This is a genomic window from Rhodococcus sp. IEGM 1379, from assembly GCF_030056815.1.
Classification (GTDB): Bacteria; Actinomycetota; Actinomycetes; order Mycobacteriales; family Mycobacteriaceae; genus Rhodococcus_F.
Genome location: NZ_JASHKR010000047.1, coordinates 10,756 through 16,132, shown reverse-complemented (window position 1 = coordinate 16,132; position 5,377 = coordinate 10,756). Strand labels below are relative to the sequence as shown.

The window sequence follows — 5,377 nt, the reverse complement described above, 5'->3', positions numbered from 1 at the left end:
CGCAGAACGAACAGCGAATTGTTGTGTGGGAAGTATCCGACGCGAACGGTCATGAGATTTACAGTTTCCTGTTCTGAATCAGTGATGGGGGTGGCTAGATGAGGCCGCGTCGACGTGCCTCGTCGGCGAGTCCACTACGGCCCCACTGGACAGTGAGGTTGGACGGATCGAATTCGACTGATCCACCGAGTGATTCGGCGATCGCCTGGAACTGTGCGCCTTCTTCGAGGAGGACGACGAACTTCGCGAGGTCGAGCAACCCGCTGCGTCCGATGACGTTGACCCCGCCGTTGGCCTCGAACATCGCCACGAGATCGGGATCGTGTTCGAGACGCTCAAGAATGAACTCGCCCGCGGATCGTGACCGATCGATGTGCGGAGGAATCTCTCGGGAGAGCGTCAGCCGCTGCGAAGCCGCATATCGGATGGGCAGCGTCCGGTGTGTCTGTGCCCAACCGCCGAGCCACGGAGTGTGGATGTGGACGACGCTGGTGATCTCCGGATGCTGACGGAACACGGACGCATACCCGGTGACAAACCCGGCCGATCCCGTACCGGATAGCACTTCGCCGTCGAAGGTGGCGACCACCGGTGATACGGACGGATCGTCCGCCCACGGTCCCGGATCGTTCAGGGCGACTGCAATTTCGGTGCCCGGCACCCGCTCGACGAAATTGACGGTCCCGTTGGCCGCAACCGTTCCGGTCTTGCGGAAGACGTCGAACGCCCTGTCGGCTGCTTTACGCGCTTCTTCGACAAACGCTGCGGTGTCGGCATCGAGGCGGGTTTCGGTGGTGGTCATCGGGTCTCCAGTCCAGAACGTGTGATCGGGGTGCGCTGCAGAAGGGGAAGAACTTCTTCGCCGACGCGATAGGCCTCTTCGAGGTGCGGGTTACCGGCGAGGATGAAGGCGTCGACGCCCAGTTCGCGTAGCTCGTCGAGTCGCTCGGCGACCTGCTCGTAGCTACCGACCAGACCGAACGCCGGTCCGCCGCGGATGAGGCTGAAGCCGCACCACACGTTGGGCTGCACTTCCAGATCTCGGTAACCGGTGATGTGTTCGGGCACCCACCCCTTGATGCGGGCGGCGCCCACCGAATCGCCCTGCGCTGCACGGTCGGCAGCTCCCTTGTCGACGAAGGCCCAGCCTTTCTCGATCTCGGCCCACGCAGCTTCCTCGGTGTGCCGGGCGACGACGTCGATTCGTACGGCGAACTTCGGGGTGCGTCCCAGCTTGGCCGAGTTCTCCCGCACCCCGTCGATCTTTGCTCTCAGGTCGGCATACGGTTCCAGCCAGGAAAGGTAGTAGTCGGAGTGCAATCCGGCGGCGGCGACAGCTGCGGCCGAAGATCCGGAGAAGTACACCTCGGGAAACGGTTGGCCGGCAAGTCCGGGTGGCAGTGCCGCGCCGTGGGTTTGGAAGAACCGTCCGTCGAAGTCGAAAGGTTCACCGTCCCAAACACCTTTGAGGACATCGAGGAACTCGGACGTCCTGGTGTAGCGATCGTCGTGGTCGACCTTGTCGCCCCACCACAGCTGAGGCGCACCGCCTCCGCCACTGATGATGTTGTAGACCAGACGTCCGCCGGTTGCGCGCTGCAGACTGGCCGACATCCGCGCCGCCTGCACCGGGTGAAGGAACCCCGGTTGGAACGCGACCATGAAGCGGTAAGTGGTGGTCTCGGCAGCCAACGCGGCTGCGGTCGCCCACGGATCCTCGGTCATCGGGAAGGACGGCAGCAGTCCACCGAGGAAACCGGCGGATTCGGAAGCCTTTGCCACCGCGGCCATGTGGTCGATGTAGCTGTATCCGTCCAACTCACCGCCGCGGATCGCAGGAGCGATGTTGCCCGGCCCGTATCCACCGGCATCGCCGCGGTTGTAGCGGCGTGGTGTGCGCAGCGACGCGTGGTCGCCTTCCATCCCGATCCGCCAATAGAAATCGATACTCATGCGTTGGCCTTCTCTTCTTTGCGGATCCGACCCTCGGGATCGACCAGGTGCAGGAGATGCTCGCCTGCCCGGTGCAGCTCTTCGATGTGTGGCCGACCTGACAAGACGAAACCGTCCACGCCGAGATCGCGATACGACGACAGTCGCTGTGCCACTTCCTCGTAGCTTCCGACAAGACCGATGCTGTGCTCGTAGCCGATACGGTCGAATCCGGACCACAGGATGCCGCCCCGCTCGACTGCGGTTGTGCCGCAATGAGCTTCTCTCAGTTGTCGTTCGACGCGGGACCAGGCTTCGTCTGCGCTCTCGCGGGCGATGATCGGGATGCGCAGGACCTTTTCGACAGTCCTGCCGAGTTCGGACGCTCTGTCGTCGAGGACGGTAATCCGCGTCGACAAGTCGCCGCCGGCGAGGGTGAACTGATGGACGTCGGCATGGTGGGCGGACAGTTCCAGAGCTTCCGGAGAATCTCCGGTCAGATGTACTCGGGGAAAAGGGAGTCCGGACAAGATGCCTCGGAACCCTCCGCCGAGTACGTCGTAGTATTCGCCGTCGAAGTCGTAGCCCGTACCGCCGAATCCGCCGGGGAGAATCTGTTCCTCGTTCCACACACCACGGGCGACGGTCAGAAACTCCGCGGCGCGCGCGTAGCGGTGGATTCCTCGGACCACGTCTCCGCGAGCGGCGGCGTCTTCGGCGTCCGTCTCGACCTTCACTCGCCATTCAAGACGACCTGCCGACAGGCGCTGAAGTGTCGCAGACATTTTGGCGGCGTAGACAGGAGTGCCGAAAGTAGGGTGAAACTCCACGACCACTCGCGAGTGACGCGTCTGACGTAGTGCTGCGGCAGCAACGATCCAGGATTCTTCGCCGTTCGGATCGTACGGTGCGACGACCCCGTCGACGCCCGACAGTTCGGCCGCTAGAACGATCTGCGCCAGTTCGTCGAAGGGCCCGAAGTTTCCGGGGCGAACATCGGTGGCGACGGTAGTCGGCCGCTGTACCCCGAAGCCGCCGCGACTGTTCAGGGCGGCCTCGGCGCGGCGCCCGTCACCGCGTGGCGGTAGCTCCCAGTAGACGTCCGTCATTCTGCTGTGTCCTTCTGCACGGAGCCCGTCTGCGCGGCAACAAGGCTGCGGGCCTGTTCCAGGGGTTCGTGCGCCACCCAGGACTCAAGATCGAAATCGGCGGCGAGGAAGCCGTGCGCGTACAGGAATTGCTTCTGCACGCCGAGGAGGTCCACACGCTCGTCCGAGAGGCTCAAATGCAGTCCGGTGTGGAAGTTCTCGCCGTATGCTGCCACCACACCTTCGGGCCCCGACTGTGTTTCGGTCTGAAAGACGGCCCGGACGTCGTCGATGTTGGCTGCCGCCCAGTCTGCAGCCCTCAGACTCTCGGCGAGGAAACCGACGACGATGTCCGGACGCTGTTCGAGTAGATCGGCGTGAACCGTAATCGGTCGTGGAGTGCCGTTGTTGACGCGATCGCGCAGGGAAGCCGTGGAATCGAGGTCGACGGCTACGGCGAGGCCGTGTTCGCGGGCAACCTCTTGGGCGCGGGCGCCCTTGACGTAGATGGCGTCGACGTCACCCCATAGCAAGGATTCGACACCCCACGTCGTGTTGCGGCTGGAGGAGGCGGTGCGGACCTCGGGGGCTGCCGTCGTTGCAACCTCGACGAGGGTGACGTCGGCAAAACTCACCCCGCCCAGACGAAGTGCCGAGGCGAAGCCGTGCAGGGCCATGGCGCGAGGGAAGCTCCTGGCCTGATCCGCCGCCCAGGCCGGGATTCCGATCCGGGCGCCGGCCAGCAGGACTGCTTCTCGGATATCGGAGTCTCCTCGCACCAGGATCGCCTGCGCCTCGTCGATCCAGGTCAGTCCGATCAGCCTCGTCGGAGAACCACCGGCACGCGCGGCCAGCGCGGGGACGTTGCCGCCTTCGCGAATGAGTCCGGAAAGTTGGTGGTCGAAATGGCGCACTGCCAATTCAGGCCCGGCATCTTGCAGTACGCCGAAGCGCACTCCGGATTCGTTTGCCGTCCGGTCGAGCCAACCGAGGCTGTTAGCGAGTCCGCTGGCGGTGGGAACGGGGCAGCGGGTGTACCAAAGTGTGTCGATTGTGGAGTCAGCGATCAATGTCATGACTGTCCTGTCCGTCGGGGAAGGTGCGGCCGACGCCGAGCTCCTTCAGGAAACTCGCTCGGTAGCGCAATGATTCGGGATCGTTCCGGTCGCGTGGTCGTGGCAGATCGATGTCGACGTCCACAGCGAAACCGCCCTTGTCGAGAATGAGCACGCGGTCGGCAAGTCGTACGGCTTCGTCGACGTCGTGAGTGACGAGCAATACCGCCGGTCGGTGACGGGCGACCAGATCGCCTACCAGATCTTGCATTTGGAGCCTGGTCAAGGCGTCCAGGGCGGCGAAAGGTTCGTCGAGTAGCAGTAGTTCAGGTTCGCGGACGAGAGCGCGCGCCAATGCGACGCGTTGGGCCTCACCGCCGGAGAGAGTGGCCGGCCAGGCGCGGTGCTTGTCCGCGAGGTTGACCTCGGAGAGTGCGTTGCGTGCGTTGTCGGTCACCTGCCGTGATCGCTTCTGTCCGACTGTGACATTGGCCAGAACTCGCTTCGACGGTATCAATCGAGGTTCTTGGTAGACGACCGTGCGGTCGCGCGGAACCAACACCTCGCCGCTGTCCGGTGCTTCCAATCCAGAGAGCACTCGCAGCAGGGTCGTCTTGCCGGTTCCGCTGGGGCCTAGGAGAACGACGAACTCGCCACGCGTGATCTCGAGGTCGACACCGCCCAGAACAGTCTTGTCGCCGAACGACTTCCGCACTCCGGTCAGCGAGACTGCTACTGGTGAACCGGCACGTCGCTCGGCCGCAGTGGTACCGGTCCGCTCACGCATTGCCAACGGAGGCAGAGGTGCTTCCGTAGTTGGCCGCGAGCCTATTGTTGTGCCTGTCATCGCGTCACCGACAATCGCCGCCACGGCATGGAGTACCGCTCGATCAGCCTGACCATGGCGTCGAATATCAGACCCAGCGCCGCGTACATGACGATGCATAGAACCATGTAGTCGGTGCGGTTGTATTCCTGCGCCAGGGTGACCAGATATCCGATGCCCTCACGTGTGCCGACCTGCTCTGCTGCGATCAATCCGGTGATGCTGAGCGACAGGCAGATTCGAAGTCCCATCAGAACACCGGGGAGGGCGGTCGGAAGAATCGCTCCGAACACCAGCCGCCAACCCGTCAGGCCGAAACCCTGTGCCGCTTCCAGCATCTTGCGATCGACTCCGCGCACTCCCAGGTACGTGTACGCGTACATGGGGGCGACGGTCGCGACGGCGATCAGCACGACCTTGAAGGTTTCGTCGATACCGAACCAGGCGATGAACAACGGAACGAGCGCGAGGAACGG

At 63.6% G+C, this 5,377-nt stretch carries 6 protein-coding genes; all 6 read right to left on the bottom strand.

The window, feature by feature from the left end; genetic code table 11:
- Positions 1-94: 94 nt before the first annotated feature.
- Positions 95-802 (bottom strand): class II aldolase/adducin family protein, encoded by a 708-nt coding sequence (locus tag QM600_RS20760; protein ID WP_283263442.1) that lies wholly within the window; start codon positions 800-802, stop codon positions 95-97.
- On the bottom strand, positions 799-1,953 hold the full coding sequence (locus QM600_RS20755) for an LLM class flavin-dependent oxidoreductase (RefSeq protein WP_283263441.1): 1,155 nt from the start codon (positions 1,951-1,953) through the stop codon (positions 799-801). The genes QM600_RS20760 and QM600_RS20755 overlap by 4 nt, the downstream gene beginning before the upstream one ends.
- A complete protein-coding gene (locus QM600_RS20750) occupies positions 1,950-3,041 on the bottom strand; it encodes an LLM class flavin-dependent oxidoreductase (RefSeq protein ID WP_283263440.1) in 1,092 nt (363 codons plus the stop codon). The genes QM600_RS20755 and QM600_RS20750 overlap by 4 nt, the downstream gene beginning before the upstream one ends.
- Positions 3,038-4,096 carry an ABC transporter substrate-binding protein gene (locus tag QM600_RS20745; RefSeq protein ID WP_283263439.1) on the bottom strand — a complete coding sequence of 353 codons (1,059 nt, stop codon included), beginning with the start codon at positions 4,094-4,096 and terminating at the stop codon, positions 3,038-3,040. Before QM600_RS20745 ends, QM600_RS20750 begins: the two co-directional genes overlap by 4 nt.
- Positions 4,080-4,922, bottom strand: coding sequence for an ABC transporter ATP-binding protein (locus QM600_RS20740; RefSeq protein WP_283263438.1), 843 nt, complete (start codon positions 4,920-4,922; stop codon positions 4,080-4,082). The genes QM600_RS20745 and QM600_RS20740 overlap by 17 nt, the downstream gene beginning before the upstream one ends.
- Positions 4,919-5,377 (bottom strand): ABC transporter permease (locus QM600_RS20735; RefSeq protein WP_283263437.1); only part of this gene is annotated, 459 nt, incomplete at its 5' end. The genes QM600_RS20735 and QM600_RS20740, both read right to left, overlap by 4 nt.